The organism is Myxococcales bacterium (genome assembly GCA_016703425.1).
Classification (GTDB): domain Bacteria; phylum Myxococcota_A; class Polyangia; order Polyangiales; family Polyangiaceae; genus JADJCA01.
Genome location: JADJCA010000008.1, coordinates 46080 through 65673, shown reverse-complemented (window position 1 = coordinate 65673; position 19594 = coordinate 46080). Strand labels below are relative to the sequence as shown.

General features: G+C 69.3%; 18 protein-coding genes. 8 read left to right on the top strand and 10 right to left on the bottom strand.

What is annotated here, in order from left to right:
- Position 1 precedes the first annotated feature (1 nt).
- The 3 genes from IPG50_15255 (at position 2) to IPG50_15245 (ending at position 3920) form a co-directional block, all read left to right on the top strand.
- Entirely contained in the window at positions 2-1477 is a 1476-nt protein-coding gene (locus tag IPG50_15255) for a protein kinase (GenBank protein MBK6693544.1), read from the top strand.
- Between the two features lie 22 nt (positions 1478-1499).
- A complete protein-coding gene (locus IPG50_15250; protein ID MBK6693543.1) occupies positions 1500-2513 on the top strand; it encodes a tetratricopeptide repeat protein in 1014 nt (337 codons plus the stop codon).
- Positions 2514-2579: 66 nt separating this feature from the next.
- Positions 2580-3920, top strand: a complete 1341-nt coding sequence (locus IPG50_15245; GenBank protein ID MBK6693542.1) for a sigma 54-interacting transcriptional regulator — start codon at positions 2580-2582, stop codon at positions 3918-3920.
- 6 nt (positions 3921-3926) lie between these two features.
- Here IPG50_15245 and IPG50_15240 read toward each other — a convergent pair whose 3' ends face one another.
- From IPG50_15240 to IPG50_15195, 10 genes are all read right to left on the bottom strand, one after another.
- Positions 3927-4886: a hypothetical protein gene (locus IPG50_15240; GenBank protein MBK6693541.1), complete on the bottom strand. Its 960-nt coding sequence runs from the start codon at positions 4884-4886 to the stop codon at positions 3927-3929.
- A 43-nt stretch (positions 4887-4929) separates the two neighbouring features.
- Positions 4930-5601: a hypothetical protein gene (locus IPG50_15235; protein MBK6693540.1), complete on the bottom strand. Its 672-nt coding sequence runs from the start codon at positions 5599-5601 to the stop codon at positions 4930-4932.
- Positions 5602-5748: 147 nt separating this feature from the next.
- Entirely contained in the window at positions 5749-6393 is a 645-nt protein-coding gene (locus IPG50_15230) for a hypothetical protein (protein ID MBK6693539.1), read from the bottom strand.
- Positions 6390-6560 (bottom strand): hypothetical protein, encoded by a 171-nt coding sequence (locus tag IPG50_15225; GenBank protein ID MBK6693538.1) that lies wholly within the window; start codon positions 6558-6560, stop codon positions 6390-6392. Before IPG50_15225 ends, IPG50_15230 begins: the two co-directional genes overlap by 4 nt.
- A 178-nt stretch (positions 6561-6738) precedes the next feature.
- Positions 6739-8127, bottom strand: a complete 1389-nt coding sequence (locus IPG50_15220; protein MBK6693537.1) for a hypothetical protein — start codon at positions 8125-8127, stop codon at positions 6739-6741.
- Positions 8128-8139: 12 nt separating this feature from the next.
- Positions 8140-9081 (bottom strand): hypothetical protein, encoded by a 942-nt coding sequence (locus IPG50_15215; GenBank protein MBK6693536.1) that lies wholly within the window; start codon positions 9079-9081, stop codon positions 8140-8142.
- A gap of 26 nt (positions 9082-9107) precedes the next feature.
- Positions 9108-11438 (bottom strand): protein kinase, encoded by a 2331-nt coding sequence (locus IPG50_15210; GenBank protein ID MBK6693535.1) that lies wholly within the window; start codon positions 11436-11438, stop codon positions 9108-9110.
- A gap of 144 nt (positions 11439-11582) precedes the next feature.
- Positions 11583-11924, bottom strand: a complete 342-nt coding sequence (locus IPG50_15205; GenBank protein ID MBK6693534.1) for a hypothetical protein — start codon at positions 11922-11924, stop codon at positions 11583-11585.
- Positions 11925-12072: 148 nt separating this feature from the next.
- Entirely contained in the window at positions 12073-12900 is an 828-nt protein-coding gene (locus IPG50_15200) for a hypothetical protein (GenBank protein MBK6693533.1), read from the bottom strand.
- A 178-nt stretch (positions 12901-13078) separates the two neighbouring features.
- Complete coding sequence (locus IPG50_15195; protein MBK6693532.1) at positions 13079-13843, bottom strand: hypothetical protein; 765 nt, start codon at positions 13841-13843, stop codon at positions 13079-13081.
- A 92-nt stretch (positions 13844-13935) separates the two neighbouring features.
- On the opposite strand from IPG50_15195, the gene IPG50_15190 reads away from it, so the two are divergent.
- The 5 genes from IPG50_15190 (at position 13936) to pdxS (ending at position 19594) form a co-directional block, all read left to right on the top strand.
- Positions 13936-14496, top strand: a complete 561-nt coding sequence (locus tag IPG50_15190) for an NAD(P)H-dependent oxidoreductase (protein ID MBK6693531.1) — start codon at positions 13936-13938, stop codon at positions 14494-14496.
- A gap of 57 nt (positions 14497-14553) precedes the next feature.
- Positions 14554-15699: a hypothetical protein gene (locus IPG50_15185; protein ID MBK6693530.1), complete on the top strand. Its 1146-nt coding sequence runs from the start codon at positions 14554-14556 to the stop codon at positions 15697-15699.
- A 75-nt stretch (positions 15700-15774) separates the two neighbouring features.
- Positions 15775-16905, top strand: a complete 1131-nt coding sequence (locus IPG50_15180; GenBank protein ID MBK6693529.1) for an aromatic ring-hydroxylating dioxygenase subunit alpha — start codon at positions 15775-15777, stop codon at positions 16903-16905.
- Between the two features lie 117 nt (positions 16906-17022).
- Positions 17023-18570 carry a PLP-dependent aminotransferase family protein gene (locus IPG50_15175; GenBank protein MBK6693528.1) on the top strand — a complete coding sequence of 516 codons (1548 nt, stop codon included), beginning with the start codon at positions 17023-17025 and terminating at the stop codon, positions 18568-18570.
- A gap of 142 nt (positions 18571-18712) precedes the next feature.
- Positions 18713-19594 (top strand): pyridoxal 5'-phosphate synthase lyase subunit PdxS, encoded by an 882-nt coding sequence (pdxS, locus tag IPG50_15170; GenBank protein MBK6693527.1) that lies wholly within the window; start codon positions 18713-18715, stop codon positions 19592-19594.

The window sequence follows — 19594 nt, the reverse complement described above, 5'->3', positions numbered from 1 at the left end:
CGTGAAGCCGGCGTCCGAGCCCGTTGTTACGCCCCCCAACTCGGTGCCTCAGCGCATCGGGCGCTACCTTGTCTTCGGGGCCTTCGCGCAAGGCGGCATGGCGAGCGTGCACATGGGGCGCCTGCTCGGCTCATCGGGCTTCACGCGACTCGTGGCTGTGAAGCGGCTCCACCCGCTCTTCGTCACGAGCCCCGAACACGCTGCCATGTTGCTCGACGAGGCGCGGATCACAGCGCGTGTGCGCCACCCGAACGTCGTTCCGATCTTCGACGTCGTCAACGAAGACGGGCACCTCTTCCTCATCATGGAATACGTGGCCGGCGTGTCGCTGGCCGACCTCCTCGCTTCTGCCCATGACTACGGAACGCCGATCCCGCCGCCCATTGTGAGCGCCATCGTTGTCGATCTTCTGCGTGGCCTCCACGCCGCCCACGAGGCGCGCGACGAAGACGGCGCGCCGCTCGGCGTCGTTCATCGCGATGTGTCGCCGCACAACGTGCTCGTGGGCGCCGACGGCGCGGCCCGCGTGCTCGACTTCGGCATCGCCAAGGCGCTGCGGAAGGACCACCTGACGTTGAGCGGCGATCTCAAAGGCAAGGCGTCGTACATGGCGCCGGAGCAACTGCGCGGCATGACGGTCACGCGTCAGACGGACGTCTTCGCCGCCGGCATCGTCCTTTGGGAGGCGCTCACAGGGCGGCGTCTCTTCGACGGCGAGCCCGCCACTGCGATGCTGAAGATCTTGGAAGAGCGCCCGGGACCGCCGAGCGCGATCGTGGGCGACCTTTCACCGAGCGTTGACGCGTGCGCGCTTCGCGCCCTCGCGGCGGCGCCGCGCGCGCGCTTCGAGACCGCCGAGGCCATGGCTGTCGAACTCATCGAGGCCTGCCCGCCGGCGACGCGCGAGGAGGTGGTGAGGTTTCTCGACATGGTGGCCAGCGATGAGCTGGATCGGCGCGCTCAGTTCGCGCGGCAGGCGGAGCGTGCCGCCACGCCCATCGAAGGGCCAACGGAAGTGGAGAGCGAAAGGGTGGCACCCGTCGTGACGGGCACGGCGCTCACGACGGGCCCTGCCCGTTCGGCGCGCACGTGGCAGCTGGGCGCTTGGCTCGGCATGGGTGCCGTTGCAATCGCCGCCCTCGTGGCGCTCTGGCGCTTCCAGGCACGCGACGACACACCGATCCAAGAAGTCACGGCGACCCCCGCGCCGGCACCAGCGCCGCCGTCAGCAGCCGTGCCCGCGCCCTCGACGCCGTCCTCCGCGCGACCCGAGCCGTCGACGTTGCCGTCGACGTTGGCTAACAGCGCCTCCGCGCCACCGGTCCCCATGACGGCGTCTGCCACCGCGGCTCGGCCGCCGGCGGGCGCGCGTCCCGTCGTTCGCACAACTGGCAAGGCCGCCGCGTCGAGCCGGCTACCGCCCACGAAGACACCGCAGGATCCCGAGGACACGCGCGCCGCGGGCGACCGCAATTGAGCCAGAACCAGGGCGCGTCCGCATGCGAACCAAGACGGGAACCAAGACGGGAACCAAGACGGGAACCAAGACGGACAGTATCCTTGGCGTCGTGAAGCGGCTGCCTCGGAGGGGAACGCGCGCGGCCGCCGCGCTCGTCGGTCTGGCTCTCGCCTTGGCGACCTCCAAGGGCACGGCGCAAGAGCCCGCGACGCCGCAGGCGGCCGCCGAAGCCCTCTTCGCGGAAGGACGGACGCTGCTGGCTCAGGGCCAGCGCGAGGCCGCCTGCAAGAAGTTCGACGAGAGCTACCGCGTGGACCGCGCCGCCATGGGGACGCTCTTCAATCTTGCACTCTGCAACGAACGGCTCGGGCGTTTCGCCACCGCGTGGCTTCAGTTTCGCGAGGTCACGGCGCGTTCGAGGGCCACGCGACCCGATCGTGCCGAGCTCTCGGAGGGGCGCGCCGCCGCCATCGAGCCGCGACTCTCGAAGCTCCGCGTGGTCGTGCCGGAGGCGGTGCGCCGCATCGAGGGGCTAGCTGTGACGCTCGACGGTGCCGCTATTCCGCCCGCAAGTTTCGGTACGTGGCTCCCCGTCGACGGAGGCGTTCACGTTCTCTTGGCGAGCGCGAAGGGGCATGTCGCTGTCACGTTTCGCCCGAGCGTCGCGAAGGAGAAGGGGAACGTCGAGGTCACCGTTCCGCTCCTGGAGCCAGGGCGCGCGGACGCTGCCAGCACCCCGGTTGCCGCAACCGGTGCCACGCCCCCTCGCTCGACGCTGGGCTGGGTTCTTGGGGCAGGCGGAGTGACGGCGCTCGCCGTGGGAGCGGGCTTCGGCGTCTCCGTGCTCGTTCGGTCGAGTGACACCAAAGACGACGCGCTCCCGCTTGCCGAGCGTCAGAGCACGTACCGAGAGCTCGACGCGCAGGCCTACGTCGCCGACGGCGCCGCGGCGCTCGGCGTGACGCTGCTGGTGGCGAGCGCCGTTCTGCTGCTCACGCCGACGAAAGCGGCGTCGACGTCGGCCCGCCGCCCGGCGGCGGCGCTGTCCTTCTAGGCGTCGCTCGCCGTCGCTTCGCTATCGCGCGGGCTCCGCGCGGTGGCCGGTGTAGTCTCGTCAGCCATGGCTGACATCTCTCGCGAAGACGGTGCAACAGCGCTCATCCGCTCCCGCGTCCGCCCCGGACCGCTCATGTCGCCGGGCTTCATGCTCAGTGTCGTGGAGGGCTCGGAGCCGAACCCGACGTTTGCCATCGACGACTGCGCGTCGCGTCGGGTCCTCGTCGGGCAGAGCCCCGCGTGTCACGTGCGACTGACGGACAAGACCGTCTCGCGTCGCCACGCTGCCTTCGAATTGGAGGGTGGTGCGCTCCGCATCCTCGATCTCGGTTCGAGTAACGGGACCTTCGTGAGCGGCGTGCGGGTGCGCGACGCCTACCTTCGCAGCGGGGAGCTCATCACGCTCGGCGCCACGACGTTGCGCGTCGACATCGACGTAACGCCGCGTGTTGTGGCGGCCTCGCAGGAGACGCGGTTCGGGCGGACGCTGGGGGCGAGCCCGGAGATGCGCCGCCTCTACCCGGTCTTCGAGAAGCTCGCGGCGTCTGACGTGCCGGTCCTCATCGAAGGCGAGACGGGCACCGGAAAGGAGGTCTTGGCCGAGTCGATCCACGACGCGAGCGCGCGCCGCGATGGGCCCTTCGTCGTCTTTGATTGCACGACCGTGTCGCCGCAGCTCGTGGAGGCAGAGCTCTTCGGGCACGAGCGCGGCGCCTTTACGGGCGCCGTCACGGAGCGCGTTGGGCTCTTCGAGGAAGCGAACAAGGGCACGCTGTTTATCGATGAGATCGGTGACCTCGAAGTGGGGCTCCAGGCGAAGCTCCTTCGCGCCATCGAGAAGCACGAGGTCAAACGCGTCGGTGGCAGCAAATGGGCCCACGTCGACGTGCGCATCCTCGCGGCGACGCGGCGCGATCTCGATCGCGAGGTTCAAGCGCGCCGCTTCCGCGACGACCTCTTCTTTCGCCTCGCCGTGGCGCGCGTCGACCTCCCGCCGCTTCGCAATCGGCAAGGCGACGTGGCGCTGCTCACGCGCTGCTTCTGGGCCATCCTCGGTGGCGACGAGGCCGCGCTCCCGCCCGACCTCGTGCAACGCTTCGAGGAATACGCATGGCCTGGCAACGTCAGGGAGCTTCACAACGCCGTTGCCCGTCAGCTCGCGCTCGGCGACGTCGTCTTGGGGCGAGAGAAGCCGGCCTCCAGCGCGCCGCGGGCCGACTACATCGATCAAGTCTTGGCGACGGACTTGGCGCTGCCCCGAGCCCGCCAACAGGTGACCCTCGAGCTGGAGCGCCGCTACGTCGCGAAGATGCTCGAAGCGCACGGGGGCAACGTCTCTCGCGCCGCTGCGGCGTGCGGCATCAGTCGCCGCTACTTTCAGATGCTGCGCGCCAAGAAGCCATAGCGGCGCTTACCGACGCCGCTTTCGAACGACGATGTTGTCGAAACGCCACTCCAAGGGCTCGATGGGGTTCTTGATGTACCCGCCGATGTAGAGTCGCGTTGACGTGCCGACAGCGGTTGCTCCGAGGGGCCTGCACGCGAGCTGCGTGCCCGGCGCCGCCGGGTCTTCGCTCGGGCCGCGCAAGACGGCGGTCAACCCCGCGATGGGGACGCCATCGACGAGGCAGTCGCTTCGATTTTCGACCGACAAGACGAACGTTGTGTAGCCGTTGTCGGGCCCGACGATGGAGCCGGGAATCGTGACGCCGGCTTCCTGCACTTGCGAGGTCTCGGGGGCCTGGAGGTTCTCGACGACGCTCAGCGCGTAGTGCCGGTAGTCGACGCCGAAGACAACACCGCGCGGCGCGTCGGGAGCCAGCTCCAAGAGGAGCAACAAGATGGTTCGATTGGGCGTGGCGGCGTCGTAGGCGCCCGCGTCGAGCTTGTCAAAAGCGGTGCTGAATTGGATCGTGACGTCCGTGGGCGCTGTGTCCTTCAGCAGGATCGACCGCTCGCGGATGCCGATGCCCGCCGCCGCTTTCACGTCGACGCGAAAGGCGCGCGGCGCCGACAGCGGGCGGTCTTGATCGAGCGCGAGCGTGAGAGGTCCGGCGAGGTTTTCGGCGAGGCCGGGCCCGAGCCCGAAGGTCTGCGGGTCGATGCCGTCCTCGTCGAAGTCGACGCAGGCGACGACGGGCGCTTCCGCGGGATTCGGAATCGCCTCGCAGAAGCACGCGCCGCCGCTCGGCGTCCGGCACGCGCGTTTCGCCGCGTCGGCGAAGGCGTCGTTGGCGGCGTCGCTCCGCGAGGAGCCGGCTGCGGTCGGCTCTTCGAGGCCTGCCAATTGATGGCACGCAGCTGCGGCGAAGGCGGCCATGACGACGCCCGCGAGCGCCTTTCGTTTCCTGCCCGTTACGGGAAGAGGCACGGGAAGGAGCGTAGACCGAGGGCGAGCAAAGCGGCGACGGTTCTTAGAGGCACGCGCAGACGGGGTGCTTCTCCGTGGCGTACGGCTGAGGGCAACTTCCGAAGTTGCACGCCATCTTCGTGCACACGCTGGCACCGCCCGGAATCGCGAGCCAGTTGCACTCGCAGAAGGTCACCGTGGGCGTCCACCCGGCGCCGCAGCTCGCGGATTTGACCGCGCACTGGCACTGGCCCGGTTGAACGTTTTGGCCGACACAGTCGGCCTCGCAGGTGCCGCGCGCCGCTGCCTTGCAGATGCCGCCGTCGCAGGTGAGGCCGCCGGAGCAGGTCGCGGCACCGCAGCAGGCGAGGCCCTGCGTCCCACAGGGGGCCGGCGGCGGCGGTTGCGGGAGACCGGCATCGGGGGTGAGGGCGCCCGGCGGACACGGTGTGCACGAGCCGCCGCAGTCGACCCCGGTCTCGACGCCGTTCTTGAGGCCGTCGCTGCAGGTCGGAGCCGAGCCTCCGCCTGGCGTGCTCGGTGGTGCGCCCGGCGCGGGCGCGGGGATCGTGCCCGTCGCCGATGCGACCGGCGCACCGGGGGTTGGCACGCCCCCTTGTCCCGCGCCCGCCACACCGAGCGTTGCATCGTCTTCGGGGGCCTCGGCGTTGCAGCCAAGCGCCGCCACAAGGATGACCGTCACGAGTGCCAAGAGCCCATTGATTTTCAGCGACATGGTCGTCTCCACCGCAAGAGCCGGGCCCGCCCGGAGCAACAAAAAAGAGGAGCCATATTCAGCTCGTCGCGGGGGCGCTGGGGCGATCCGCTCGTTCGCACCTGCGAAGCCGGCCTTCGCACTCAGGCTTCGATCAGCCCGTCGCACTCAGGGAGAGGACGTGCACGCGAGCGGAAACGACTTGGCGTCGCCCGCCTGATCGGACTCCCAGGTCAGCGAGGAACGGAAGGTCGCGATGGCGCCGCCGAGGATGCTTCTGGGCACCGCGATCTCGAATCCTTGCTCGCCGCGCGTGCCTCGAAAGATCGCCGGGTCGCGCCCCACGGTCATGGTGTCTTTCGTCACCGCCACCGATTGGCTGCGTGGAAAGCCGGTGGCGCCGTTCTGGACGAGGCGCAACGTGCCCTTGTCGTGTTGGTTCTCGTCTAGAACAAGAGCGACTGTGGCGCTTCCGTCGCTCGTGCAATGAGCGCGAATCGGCTCGTTGGCCACCTCGGCGCGATGGCTTGCGTCGCTGTGCAACACGGTTTCGTCGCGCCCGTTCGTCAAGACGAGCGCGGGCGCGCGCCACTCGAAGGTGAAGTGGTCGTACGCGTACGTCGCGTCTTCGTAGCGGAGCGTGATCGCGTCGCGCACGCGCTGATCAGGATCGACGTACGCGGGGCGAGCGCGCGAGAATTCGTAGGTGCCGCTCACGTGTTTGGTCTCGTCGGGCGCCGGCGTCCAGAATCCTGGACTGCGACCCTGGAGGCGCAGCTCGGCGGTGAAACGGGTAGGCGTCTCGAGCGTCAAGCGTTCGAGCGTGCGTCGTGAATCGCTGGAACGGATTCGCGCGTAGCTGCCAAGGGAATGGCGCGGCGAGCGACCGGCGCCTCGTCCTCCGCGAGCGGTGAGGCGGCGCCGCCGCAGGCGGTGGGAGCGGACAGACCTAGCGAGAGCACGAGTAGGGAGCGCAACATGGGTTCTTCCTCATCGGTGTGTTGACGCACCGTTGCGAGCAACGGTCATGCCGCGCGCGCTGGCGCACCGAGCGGCGGTGGCGCGCGCTTAGGCGACCCGCGGGCCACTGCCACGATGCCGCACACGTGAGGGGGGCGACCGCGAACCGTTCCTTCGCCCCGGCAGACTACATCCTCGTCATGGCCAGAAGCGCATGACCCAGGGCTCGAGCTTCCCCGGTAGTTGCGAGTAGCCACCGACCACGATGAACCCATCGCTTTGAATGGCGAGGCCGCCGGTGTAGTCGGCCGCAGCGGGGTGCACGTCGATCACGGTCAGGCCGCCCTTTCCGAAGCTCGGATCCGGCGTGCCGTTCTCGAGCAAGCGTCCCACGATAACGGCGGCCGCCGTCCCGCCCGTTGTGGCTCCGGCGAAGACAACGCGACCCGCCGCGTCGATGGCCAAGCGACGGGGCACGCCGGCACCGGCCAGGATGCTCACGCCGTTTTGGCCGAAGGTCGCGTCGGGGGCCCCGTCCGTTTGGTAGCGCATCACGACCACGTCGTAGACGCCGGCGCTTGCGGTGGGCACGACGCCCGCCGCGACGACCTTGCCGTCGGCCTGAAAGGCGACAGCCTGCCCCTTTGAAGACGCGCCCGCCACCGCCGACGCTGAGACCTTCCACCCAGTCGGCGCGAAGGTTCCGTCGGGCGCGCCGCCAACGGAGACCCGTGCCACGACCCACGGGCCGCCACCGGTCGCCTCACTGACGCCTGTCGCGACGAGCTGCCCCGAGGAAGCCATCGCGACGGCGAAGCCAATGTCGTTGCCGCCCATCTCGATCTCCGAGTAGCCCTTGCCCGCGAACGTCGTATCGAGAGCGCCGCTGGCGGTGAATCGAAAGAACGCAAAGGCGTTCGTCGCGCCGGACGTGACGCTCCCCGTTCCGACGATCGCACCGCCCTGGCCGAGGGCGAGGCCGTTCAGGAGCTGCGACGCCGTCGGCGCGAGCGAGGACTTGCCGGCGCTGCCGAAGGTCGTATCGAGGGCGCCGTCGGTGGTGAGGCGCGCGAGCGCGACGGCGGTCGCTGTCGTTCCGGCGACGCCCCCTAGGATGACCTTCCCGTCGGGCAAGCCGACGCTGTCGGCGGAGGCTTCGTCACCGCCAAAGTCGACGACGGCTCGGCCGGTGCCGGCGAAGGTGCCGTCGAACTGACCGTCGCGCGTGAAGCGGAGCGCGGCAAAGTCGCGAGGGACCGTCTCCGCAGTTGCCCCTGTCACCACGAAGGCGCCGGACGGTTGCATGACCAAGCCCGTGACGGTCATGTCGGTTGGCGCGACGGCTCGCCCACCCGTGCCGAAGCTGGTGTCGAGTGATCCCGCCGGTTCCGCGGCTCGGCCGTCGGCGCCCGACACTTTTGCGTCGGAGGTGGACACGCCCGCGTCTGCCGTCGCGGCGGGCGCTGTGGCGTCAGGCAAGCCCGTGGCAGGTGGCTCCGGGAACGATGAGAGCCCGATGAGATCCGCGCACGCCGCCGAGAGAAGCGTCGTGGCACCCCAGAGGCTCAAGGTGCGCGCGTGTCTCATGGCCCGCTCACGTCAGAAGGTTCCATTCAGCGCCTTGTCGATGATGCGCTGCGATTGGCTCGTCACCCCCGCCTTTGTTGGCGCGTCGACGAAGAGGTACACGCCAAGGCCCGTGAGCAGCAGCCCCGCGATGGCGGTCGCCGTGGAGACCGTGGCCACGGTTCGACCGTCGTCGACGAGACGGTTGGCGTCGGCAGCGCGTCCACCGTCGAAGGCCTCTTGCGCGTCGCCCTTCTTCGCGAGGGCGAGCACCCCCGTGACGCCCGATGCGCCGAGCGCCGCGAGGCCGGTACCGAGCGTCAGCCAAGGCACGAGCCCCCGCGCGCCCCCGGCTCTCGTCGACGCGCCCGGCGCGTCATCCTTCGCAGTCGCGCTCGCTGCCGCACCGAAGTGGACTGTGACGAGCGAGCCCGCGCGGACGTCGCCGGAGGTTCGCCGAACGACCCGATCGCCGAAACGGATCTCCACCGTGTGAGCGCCAGGCTCTACGGCTACCGGCCGCGTCAGGAAGGTCGGTCCTTGTTGCCCGTCGACCCAGAGCGACTCTCCGCCTAGCAACGGCCCGCTCAACGCCACCTTCAGGCGCGCCACCTTGTCCTCGAGCGAACGCGCGCGCGCGGTCGCGACATCGGCACGATCGGCTTTGCTTTCGCGCTCGGCGCGCGCCGCAGCCTCGGTGAACTGGTTGTATGCGAGGACGAGCTCGCCGCGCTCCTGCTGGCACCCGGCGACGTTGAGCAAGGAGCCGACGGCAGGCAAGAGCGCATGACTCCGCTCGAAGAGATCGCATGCCGCGGCCACGTCTCCGCGGCTCGAGGCCGCGAGCCCCGCCTCGAAGAGGGCGCGTCCGTCTTGCGCACGCGCGTCACCGGGCCTGAGGAGGATCATGCAGAGCCCGACGAGTCCGACGGCAAGCGCGCCGGGCGCGCTCCTCTTGTGCGCAGTGCTCTTCATGCAGGGGCTCTTCATGCCGGGGCTCTTCAATCGAGTCGGTCCGTCACCGGTTGGAACGACGACGGTGGGGTCTGCGTCCTCGCGGCAGCCGGTGTTGGCGACGACACCACCGGTGGTGCAGCTCTTCGCGGCGCCGAGCCCTTCGTGTCGACGCGCGGCCGGGCGCCCGCGTCGGTCGCGGCCTCGGTCGGCGTTGCCACGGGCACCACCGCCGGAAGGCTGATCGGCGACGGCGCGGTGGGTGGAGTCGCCGCGCCTGGCGACAATGCCGTCGCAGCGACCGTCGGCCGGCTCGCCTCGGCGGGCCTGATCGTCGCGGTCCCGTCGCGGAGTCTCGCGATGGCCGCGCCGGCGAGCGCCACCGCAAGGACGCCCGCGATCGCGAGCGCGCGACCGTGCGAGCGGACCTCCGGACCGGCGCCGCTCGGCGCGAAGGCCGTGAGGGCCGATGTCGTGGTGGTGGCGCCGCGAGGCTCGAGCCGCGGAGGACCGAACGCCTTAGGCGCGTTCGACGAGCCGGCGGACAAGGCGGCGCTCTCGTGCTGGACCGAATGAAGCGCCCGCGAAGGGGCGCGTGCCGCGAAGGGCCTGAGGGCGTCTACGAACGCAGCGATGTCGGGGTACCGGTCCGCGGGCTCCTTCTCGAGGCAGCGTGCGAGGACGGCGTCGAACGAGGCGGGCAGCTCGCCTCTCCGTTCGGAAGCCGGGACCCACGGCTTGTTGGCGATGGCCAAGAGGAGCACGGCGGCGCTGTCGTCGGGGAACGGCAACGCGCCCGTCACCAGCTCGTAGAGCACGACCGCCAGCGACCAAATGTCCGCTCGATGATCGGCGGCCTTCGCGTTTCGAATTTGCTCCGGTGACATGTACGCCGGCGAACCCATGAACGCGTAGGTCTTCGAGAGGCTCACGTCACCGAGCGCTTCGCCTCGGACGATCTTCGAGAGGCCGAAGTCGAGCACCTTGATGGTGGGCGCACCCTCTTGCCGTCCCGTGGTCAAAAAGAGATTCGCCGGCTTCAAGTCGCGGTGCACGACGCCAAGAGCGTGCGCTTCGGCAACGGCGTCACACGCCTCGAGCACGTAGCGCGCGGCCTCGTCCAGCGGTAGTCGCGTCCGCCGTTTGAGGAGGCCTTCGAGGTCGGTGCCTTCGAGCAGCTCCATCACGATGTACGGCGCGCGCCCGTCGGGCGTCGCGACGTCGAGGACGCGGATCGCGTGTTCGCTGCGCAGCTCGGCGGTGACGCGGGCCTCCTGCGCGAAACGGGCCAACGACTCGGGGGTCGCTCGAGCGACGAGCACCTTGATCGCGACGCGCGTCTTGAGCACCAGGTGTTCGGCCGCGTAGACCGCGCCCATGGCACCCTGTCCGAGCAAGCGGTCAATCCGATAGCGACCATCGAGGACCATCCCGCTTGGGAGTGGGCCGCGGCGTGAGCCGACGACGTCGTCCTCATCGTCTTCGCGCCCTGCTGCGCGCGGGTGCCGCGTTCCGTGCGCGTCGTCGGTCCAGAGCTTGGCCCGGCGCTCCGAGTCCGCCACCTCAGTTGCAGCGAAGGCGCGCGCGTCAAGCCGCGGCACCGCGCCCGCGAGCTCTCCGAGCAACGCGCCCATGTTGGCAAAACGCTCGTCGGGCTCGCCCGACGTGGCCCTGCCCAGGCCCGCGCGCCAGTGCGCCGGCAGATCCGGCGGCCAATCGGCGTTCCGTGCGAGGTCCTGCGGCCTCACATCCGCCGAGAGCTCCGTAAGCACCTCGTAGGCGACGATGCCCCAAGCGTACTGATCGGTAAGCGGCGACGCAGCCGCCCCTGCCTTCTGTTCCGGCGCCATGTAGCGTGGCGTGCCGAGGCCGTGAATCGACCCAGCGTGGCTCTCGAGAGCGTCGAGGCTCTCGGCGCGCGCGATCCCGAAGTCGATGAGGCGCACACGGCCGTCGCTGCAAAGCATGACGTTGTCGGGCTTGATGTCGCGATGGACGATGCCGGCAGCGTGCGCGGCGTCGAGGGCGCTCGCGATCTGGACGAGCCAATCAAGCTTGGTCGCGGTGGGCACCCCACGGCCGGCGAACGACGAGCGGAGCGGCTCGCCGTCGAGGAGCTCCATCGCGATGAAGGCTGTGCCGTCGCCCTCGCCGACGTCGTAGATGGCCACGACGTTCGGGTGCTGAAAGGCAGCACACGCGCGCGCCTCGCGCAGCATGCGTCGAATTCCCGTGGCAGCGTCGTCGGTCCGGTCGGGCCGAAGGACCTTTAGCGCCACCGGCCGCTTCAGCAGCGTGTCGAAGGCTCGGTAGACCTCGCCCATGCCGCCACGCCCAATGGGGCCTTCGATGCTGTAACGCGGCGAGGGCGAGCGCATCCATTGCGTAGAGTACCGAAGTCGTCGGCTCCTTGTGCTTTGAGTGTGCCTTGCGCTGCAGCGCCTCGAGGATGAAGGGTGCGAGATTCACCCCTCGCGGAGCCCTAGGCTTGCGGGCGGCTAGCGGCCAGCGTTTGTGCAGTCTTACGCGCTTCGGGCGAAAAGCTCGCTCGAATCTCCGTGCGACTCCACGCGTTGATGGCGGAGAGCGCGTCCTGTCAGCGCGACCGTCATTTCGCCTTGGGTGGTGAACCCGCGCTCGGGCGGCGCCCGCCAGAGGACGGCGCGTGCGCCGGGCCGGTGGCCCGCAACGGGGTTGCCGTCGACGTCGATCCACAAGACCCACGTGAGACCCACGAGACTTCGCGCCGGCGTGTCCTCGTCGAACGATGTGACGCGTGTGCACACGCCGTCTTCGAAGTAGATGAGCTCGCGCGCCGTCTCGACCACCGTCACGCCGTCGAGGGTGCGCGGCAGCGTGGCCATCCTCCACGAGAGGCTGTGCCTGGCCGCGAGGTGCTTAAGCCATTGCCGGCGGGTTTGCGTCGCGGTGACCATCGTTGCCCCTTTCTGCATTCGTCGTGCCTGACCTGCGAGTCGTCGGGCTTCGAGCGACCTCATCGTCCGCTGGCGCTCATCCGTACTTGGTAGGTTGCAGGCGCTCGACGCCGTAGGGGTCGGTCGCTGCGCCGTCCGTCGTCGTGTTCGGAACCGAAGGCAGCGGTGGCAAGTCGGCGAGCGTGGGCATCGCTGGCAAGTCCGGGGCGAGCGCGATGTCGGGCCAGTCGACGGGCACGTAGGGCGGAGGCAGCGGCGGGAGCGCGGATGCGTCGGTCGGACCTTCGAGTGGCGAGCCCGTCGTACCTGGCAGCGGCGGGAGCGCGGGCACCACCAGGGGTTCGAAGGGGGCATAGGCGTGGGTCGCGCTCGGTGCCGCGCCGTCGTGCAGCGCGGGTGTCGGCGCCGCGTCATTCACCTCGGGCAGCTCTCGCGTGGTGGTCGTGGGCACCACGCTCGGTGAAAACGTTGGCGGCGGCGGGACGTACGCCGGAGCGTGGTCCGTCGACGAATGCGGCGTCGCGCGCGATGGCTTGTCGTCGTCCTCCAGCGCTGCGGCGAAGAGGTTCATCGCCACGTTTCCAGCGGCCGCCAGCAGGTTGCCGCCTACGGTGCCGCCTCCCGTCACCGGTTGCTTGAGCAAGTCGATGGCCGATTGCGCGAGGCCGCCTATCGTCGACGCTGGCGTCGTCGCCGCGCGAACCTGCTCAGCGACCTGCGCTGCATGGCGCGGCGTTGCACCGGCCGCGACGAACACATGCCCCGCCTGATCGAGGCCGAGCAACGCGTCATGGACGCCGCCGATGTGCGAAGCCTGTGCGGGCGCGAGCGTGTGGATGCGGAGGCCGCCGTGGGCCCGGTCGAGCGCGGCAAGCGAGAGGGAAGCGAGCGAGGAGGGTTTCATGGCTTGTGCGAGTACGAGCACGCGCCATGCCGCGCGTTGGGTCGCGTCGCGCTCGACGAAACCCGAATGGTTTTGGGCTGGCGCCGCGCGAACGCTTCGTTCGCACCGGTCGCGCAGCGATGGGACCTCCGGGTGCGATGCGCGCCTTCGCAGTCCGCGTCTGCGATCTAGACGGGGCTCAGGGCGCTACTTCCGCCACAAAGCGAGCGAGGAGCGTCTTGGTCCCGGCTTCGAAGCGGATCGTCAGCTTGGCTTCGGGGCCGACGCCGTCGAGCTTCTCGAGGACGCCGACGCCAAATTTCGGATGCTCGAAGTGTCGCGGCGGCGCAGGCGGCTCTACCTTCGCCCGCGTCAGAACCGGCTTCGGCATCTTGAGCGTTCCGTCCGCGGTCGTCGCCACGGGGGTCTTCTTCGCCGCTGGCGCCCGCTTCGGGGAGGTCGCCTCCGCCTCGCGCACGGCCGTTGCCGCCGCTGCTTTCGCCGGGGTGGCGCGGGGCGCGGGTATGTCGAGACCCAAGGTCTTTCGCAGCGCCATCGCGGCCGGCCCTTGCGATTCGGCGAAGAGCGCGCGCAGCTCGGGCACGTCGATGCGGCGCAGTTCGACTTGAAGAAGCTCGCGGCCCACGAGCACGAGCACCGTCGGACGACCCGCCGCGTCGTCCGACGCCCACTGCCGCGCGAGAGCCCACACGTCGTCGCTTGTTTGCGGCGGCGCGTACGTGCACGCAAAGGTCACGACCTCGGCGGGCTCCGGGAAGAACGTCCATTGGCCGAAGCCGGCGCCAAGGTTCTCGGCGATGAGCCGTGGAAGCTTGGACTGCTCGGCGAGCGCCGCCCCGGCGATCTTGCACTCGGCGTAAGGGGCTCCGTGATGCGCGCGGGCGACGAGCAGTACGAGGTCTTCGCGGGAGAGAGGTGGCGTCGGCTCGGTCGGTTCGGACATCGCACAAGGATCCGGGGCCCTGGAGCGAAGGTCAATAAGGGCGGGGCCTCGAGGTTTCGAGACTTCGCCGACGCGCTACACTCGCACCCCTCATGAGAAAGCTGAACGTCATCATCGCGAGCACGCGGCCCGGTCGCGCAGGCCTGCCTATCGGAACATGGTTCCTCGAGCGGGCCCGCGCCCACGGAGGCTTTGAGGTCGTCTTGTCGGACCTAAAGGAGGTCGCGTTGCCGCTCTTCGACGAGCCAAAACACCCGCGCCTCGGTCAATACGAGCACGCGCACACGAAGGCCTGGAGCGAGAGCGTTCGCGCCGCCGACGCGTTCGTGATCGTCACGCCTGAATACAACTACGGCTCGCCGCCGGCGCTCATCAACGCGCTCGACTATCTCTTCAGCGAATGGGCCTACAAGCCGGCGGCGTTCGTCAGCTACGGCGGCATTTCCGGGGGCCTCCGGTCGGTGCAAATGACCAAGCAGTTTCTGACCACGCTGAAGATGATGCCCATCCCCGAAGCCGTCACGGTTTCTGGGTTCTCCGCCCACATGAAGGAGGGCACCTTTCAGCCCCCCGAGTCCTTCGATGGCGCAGCCAAGACCATGCTCGATGAGCTCTTGCGATGGGCCAACGCGCTTGCGCCCATGAGGGCATAGGCACGGCCCCGACCCCCTTCTTGGGAACATGTGGGGCTGTAGGGCGTCCCACTCCACATGCTCAAGCGCTTCGCCTTGTGCCTGCTCCTCTGCGCATGCTCCGCCGCGGGCGCTGACGAGGCGGAGTCGACGGAGGTGACGCGCGTTGGCGGCGTCGCTCCCCGCCACCTCGCGGAGGGGCCGTCGTGGTTCCGTGACGACTCGAAGGCCGCGGAGGTGGACGCGCTCTCGTGGCTCCCGGCGGGGTTTCAGCACGCCGCCAATCGCCTGCCGACGTCGCCGCCCCCTGTTGTGGAGAGCGATCTCGAGCTGATCGTGGCGCCGCGCGGGCTCGCGCTCGTTGACGGCGCGGCACCCGAGCTTGGCGTGCTCCTCTTCAATCGCTCCGAGTCGCGTAGTCACGTCGTCGTGCTTTCCGGCGACGGCAGCGAGCTCGGGTGGCGCGAGCCCGAGCTCCGCATCACCGTCGAGGTGCGGCGCGGCGATCGTTGGGCAAACGCCCGCACCGTGCCCGTCGCGCGTTGCGGGAACTACGCGGAGGACTGGAGTCATGACATCCGGGTCTTGGCACCGGGCGAGTCGGTGGAGCTTCCGTGGGTTCGCTTCCCGCACGTCGACCTGTCGGGAGCTGAGGCGATCCGCTCGACGGCGCACTACCGGTACGGTGCCCACACGCTGGCGCCCGGCTTTTGGGGCCGCCGCATCCCGACGCCATCGGCGGCGGCGAACATGGCGCCCTTTGCGCTGCATTCGAAGCCGGTCACGCAGTCCGTCGAGGCACCGATGCGCCTCGTCGTGAGGGCCGCCGACTTGCGTCGTCTCGCCGATGAGCGTCCGCTGAAGGACGCCCTCGAGATCGATCTGGTGAGCGAGGATCGGGCGGCCACCATGAGCCAACCCGCCTCCCTTGAGCTCGAGGTCGTCTCGCGCAACGTCGCCGCGCTGGACCGCGACGACGCGACCACGCAGGAGTGGTTCAGCCTCCGCGAGTGGTTCCCCGGCGGGGGCTTGGTGCCGCCGCGCACCGCCCTAACCGACGGGGTCAGCGGCGTGGCGCGCCCCGATGGCCAACTCGATTTGTCGCGCCTCTTGCGAGCGCGCGCCGTGCTTCACATGAAGCTCGGCGACGACGACGACCCTCGCTATCGCGTTCTCTCGTCCGCCTGGTTTGACGCGCGAGGCCGCGCCGTTCAAGCCGAGTGACCGTGATAGCGCGGCGCCGAGCCGCGTCCGCGTTCCGAGGACAGCGCGCCGGTCGCGGTGTTATACCGGCGGGCGATGGTCCGTTTGCCGCTAGAAGTCGATGGAACGCTCGACGACATCCTCGCCTCCTTCGACGACAAGGCGCCGCTCGAGGAGGCAAAGACCCTCTCGGGACCTTGGTACACCGACCCGAGCGTCCATCGCCTCGAGACGCGCGCCGTCTTCGGCGGCACGTGGCAGTTCGCGGCGCGCGAAGACCAGCTTCGGCGTTCCGGCGACTTCGTGACCACGGTCATCGGCGGCGAGCCCATCGTCGTCGTGCGCGGCGACGACGGCGTCTTGCGCGCGTTCTTCAACGTTTGCCGCCATCACGCGGCGGCGGTGGCCACCGAGCCGTCGGGGTGCGCCGAGCGTCTTCGCTGCCCCTACCACGGCTGGACGTATTCGCTCGCGGGCGAGCTCCGGTCGACGCCCGAGTTTGACGGTGTTCGGAACTTCGACAAGGCGGCCTTTGGTCTCGTGCCGGTGGCCGTCGCCACCTGGGAGAAGTTCGTCTTCGTCAACACGTCGCCCGATCCCATGCCTCTCGAGGCTCACATGGGGAGTCTGCCGGAGCAGTTCGCGCCGCTCGGTGTCGGCAAGCTCCACTTCGCGGAGCGCCGCGAATACGAGCTCGCCTGCAACTGGAAGGTCTTCGTCGACAACTACCTCGACGGCGGCTACCACGTTCCGTTTCTCCACAAAGGCTTGAGCAGCATCCTCGCGTTCAAGGACTACACGATCGAAAATTTCGATCGCTTCTGCCTCCAGTCGAGCCCCATCGACGCCTCCACGGGTGAGGCCATGACGGCGTCGGTCCGCAAAGGCAAGGCGCTCTACTACTGGCTCTACCCGAACCTCATGCTCAACTGGTACGAGGGGTACCTCGACACGAACTTCGTCGTGCCGCTCGGCGTGGATCGCATGAAGGTCGTCTTCGACTTCTACTTCGCCGACGTGAGCGAAGCCGTTCGCGAGCGGAACCGCACCAGCATGGGCGTCAGCGAGCGCATCCAGGACGAAGACCATGCCATTTGCGAGTCGGTGCAACGCGGTCTGTCGTCGCGGGCCTACGGCCAAGGTCGCCTGTCGGTGCGGCGCGAGGCCGGCGAGAACCTCTTCCACAAGCTCCTGGCGCGCGACCTGAGGGCCGCGCACCGGCGATAGTCCGCATTGGCCTCGCCTTGTGGCGACAATTGGCACACTTGGTCCAGTCTGAATCGCACGTCTGAACCTCGATCTTGTCGGTGACGAGCGGCATGATGGTCGACTTGGAGGTGCCAATTGGACCAATCGTTGGGGCTCAAGCTCGATCCGCGGCGCGACGAGCCGATTCATCGGCAGATCTTTGATCAGGTCGTCGCCCGCATTGAGGCGCGGGCTTTTCCTGCGGGGTTCAAGCTGCCGCCGACGCGCGTTCTCGCGGGAGCGCTCGGCGCCCACCGCAACACCGTCGCGCGGGCCTACGCCGAGCTCGAGTCAGCGGGCTTCGTCTTCGGCTCCGTCGGGCGGGGCACCTTCGTCGGCGACGTCGACGGCGCTCGCGCCCAGGCTGTCGACCGCGGGGCCGTCGCTGTCGCCGACGGCGGTCAGCTCCGCGAGATGCCGTGGAATGACCTCGTCGCGCGTGCGGCGAAGCCCGAACTCTTGGCCCGCGTCGAGCGCTACGCGCGCCGCGCCTCCGGCCCCCAAGTCATCAACCTCGCGCGCATGCAGCCATCGGCGGATCTCTTGCCCGATGAGCTGATGCGTCGATGCGTCGCGCGCGTCTTCGCGCAATACGGGCCGGAGACCTTGACGTACGCGCCGCCGGAGGGCGTGCTCCGCACTCGGACGCAGATCGCCCTCGAGCTTGCGGCTCGCGGCGTGCCGGCTACGGCCGACGACGTTCTCGTCACCTCGGGAAGTCAACAAGCTCTCGACCTCGTGGCGCGGTCCCTCGTCAACCCCGGCGACGCCATCATGGTGGAAGCCACGACGTATTCGGGCGCCCTCGACATCTTCGCGCTCGCGGGCGCTCGCGTCGTCTCGGTGCCGTCGGACGACGACGGCCCGGAGCTCGCGGCGCTCGAACGCCTCACGAGGCCCGACGTCAAGGCCCTCTACCTCATGCCCAACGGGCACAACCCCACGGGCCGCACCATGTCGCTCGAGCGACGACGGCAGCTCGTCCTGTGGTCGCGCCGTGTCTCGATTCCCCTCATCGAGGATGACTACGCCGCCGGCGTGGTGCTCGACCCGCCGGGCGAGCCGCACCTCCGAGCGTTAGACGGCGACGTCATTCACATGTCGACGTTCTCGAAGCGGCTCATCCCGGCCATGCGGATCGGCTACGTCGTCGCCCCCAAAGAGCTCTCAAGGAGTCTTCGGTCGCTCAAGCGCGTCGTCGACCTCGGCACGTCGTCGATCTTGCAACACGCCGTCGCCGAGTTCATCGAACGCGGCTACCTCCGCGCGCACATGACGAAGGTGGTCCGCGAATACCGCGCCCGCCGGGACGCGCTCGCGGCCGCGCTAACCAAACACCTGCCCGCCGAGTGCACGTTTCAATCTCCGCGCCACGGCCTCGTCCTTTGGGTGTCGCTTCCGCCGTCGCTCGACGTCGACGCGCTCTACCAGGAGGCGTTGAAGCAGGGGGTTCTCGTCAGCCCCAGCCCCATGTGGAGCGCCGGCCTTAACCCGAGGCCCGGCGTCCGGCTCGCGTTCTGCGCCGAGTCTCCCGAACGCGTCGCTGAGGGGGCGCGCCGTCTCGGCAAGGCGGTGAAGACGCTCTCGGCTCGCGCGCCAAGAAAGGCGGAACCACGGAGCGGAGCTGTGGCGCCGTTCGTTTAGCTCGCCGGGCGCGACTGGGTATCGCGCCCGCTTGATTCCGCTCGTTCGTCCCGTTCGTTTTCGGCGCGCCGTCACCGCGACGCGCCTTCGCACATGCCTGTTGATCGCAAGCGCGCCCGCGTGGCGTGAAAAGGAGAGCTCCATGAAAAAATCGACCCAAGTCACGAAGTCAGGCCTCGCTGAGATGCTCAAGGGAGGCGTCATCATGGACGTCGTTGACGCGGAGCAAGCGCGCATCGCGGAAGCCGCCGGGGCCACCGCGGTCATGGCGCTCGAGCGCGTGCCGGCTCAGATTCGCGCCGAAGGTGGCGTGGCTCGCGCGAGCGATCCGGAGATGGTGGCGCGCATCCAGGCTGCCGTCAGCATTCCCGTCATGGCCAAATGCCGCATCGGGCATTTCGCCGAGGCCCGGATCCTCGAAGCCCTGGAGGTCGACTTCGTCGACGAGAGCGAAGTCTTGACGCCCGCCGACGACGAGTTCCACATCGACAAGCGAACGTTCCGCGTGCCGTTCGTCTGCGGCTGCCGCGATCTCGGCGAGGCCTTGCGCCGCATCGCCGAGGGCGCGTCGCTGCTCCGCACCAAGGGCGAGGCCGGTACCGGCGACATCGCCGAGGCGGTTCGCCACCTCCGCCGCGTGCGGAGCCAGATTCGTCGCCTCACGACGCTCGGCGCCGAAGAGTTGGTGCGCGAGGCCAAGGAGCTCGGCGCTCCGGTGGAGCTGGTTCGCGAGGTCGCCGCGGCAGGCCGACTCCCGGTCCCGAACTTCGCCGCCGGCGGCATCGCCACGCCCGCCGATGCGGCGCTCGCCATGGCCCTCGGTGCCGAGGCCGTCTTCGTCGGCAGCGGTATCTTCCTCAGCGCCGACGCGCCGCGCCGAGCACGGGCCATCGTGACGGCGGTGACCGCGTGGGAGGACGCGGCCGCGCTCGCCGCCGTCAGCACCGGTCTCGGCGCGGCGATGCGCAGCGTGCCCACGGCTTCGCTCTCGGCGCCGGAGCGCTTCGCGGCGCGAGGCAACTGA